Genomic DNA, 1,283 nt, shown 5'->3' with positions numbered 1-1,283 from the left:
GGATTCAGGGCGGAAGGAGATGGATACAATGAAAGCAGGAATTCATCCTAATTTCAAAAAAGCAACAGTTAAATGCGCTTGCGGAAATGAATTTGAAACAGGCTCAGTAAAAGAAGAGGTACGCGTTGAGATTTGCTCTGAATGCCACCCATTCTACACTGGCCGTCAAAAATTCGCTTCTGCTGATGGTCGTGTTGATCGCTTTAACAAAAAATACGGTCTTAAGTAATAATAGATTTCTCAACAGGCAAGCAGCAGTCTTGCCTGTTTTTTATATTGTCTAAAACACAGCTGGCAGAGAGAGGGGAGCGAAGCCTATGTACATAATGAAACAAAGCGGGTGGCTTGAGCTGATTTGCGGCAGCATGTTCTCGGGGAAATCTGAAGAGCTGATCAGAAGAGTGAAGAGAGCAACTTATGCCAAGCAGGAAGTCAAGGTATTTAAGCCTGTAATTGATAACCGATACAGCGAAGCTGCTGTTGTCTCCCATAATGGAACATCGATGACGAGCTATGCCATTTCGTCTGCTGCGGACATTTGGGATCACATCTGTGAAAGTACAGATGTGATTGCGGTTGATGAAGTGCAGTTTTTTGATCAGGAAATTGTTGAGGTTTTATCATCTCTTGCCGATAAAGGCTACCGTGTGATAGCAGCAGGCCTTGATATGGATTTTAGGGGAGAGCCGTTCGGTGTCGTCCCGAATATCATGGCGATTGCGGAAAGTGTGACAAAGCTGCAAGCCGTCTGTTCTGTTTGCGGATCACCGGCGAGCAGAACACAGCGCCTCATTGACGGCAAACCTGCTTCTTACGATGATCCGGTCATTTTGGTTGGTGCATCTGAATCATATGAAGCAAGATGCAGACATCATCACGAAGTCCCAGGTAAATCTAAAAAATAGTCCAAAACATGGGTATAAAGATAGAATGCACCGGCTAAAAACACCGGTGTTTTTTTTATATTCTGATAATACTCAATTAAAAAATTTAAATAAGTATATTAAAAAATTAAGTAATTTTCTTCCCTTGAATTTTGATTTTGACAGGCATACAATAGCTTACGTAATGTAAATAGTTTTGAGACATTGTTCGAATAATTGTCACAAAGTCGCATAAAGATCATGATCGGTCATATTTTAGATGGGTTATTACTTAACTTGGTTAACTATTTCAAGAAAGAAGGAGATTTGCTTGAATAACATAAAAAAAACGAAAGAAGGCCACTTAGAAACAACTCTTAGAGGAAAAGAAGTTTTATCTATTCCTACTTTAAATAAAGG

At 40.0% G+C, this 1,283-nt stretch carries 2 protein-coding genes; both read left to right on the top strand.

Going from position 1 to position 1,283, the window contains the following annotated elements; all coding sequences use genetic code 11:
- Positions 1–28 precede the first annotated feature (28 nt).
- Positions 29–229, top strand: a complete 201-nt coding sequence (rpmE, locus tag RAC86_RS38790) for a 50S ribosomal protein L31 (RefSeq protein WP_003151132.1) — start codon at positions 29–31, stop codon at positions 227–229.
- 88 nt (positions 230–317) lie between these two features.
- Complete coding sequence (locus RAC86_RS38785) at positions 318–905, top strand: thymidine kinase (RefSeq protein ID WP_377886967.1); 588 nt, start codon at positions 318–320, stop codon at positions 903–905.
- The last annotated feature ends 378 nt before the right edge of the window (positions 906–1,283 follow it).

This window comes from Bacillus sp. LR_5, from assembly GCF_042709275.1.
Note: the sequence above shows the minus strand (reverse complement) of the source record. Positions and strands in the feature narration are given on the sequence as shown.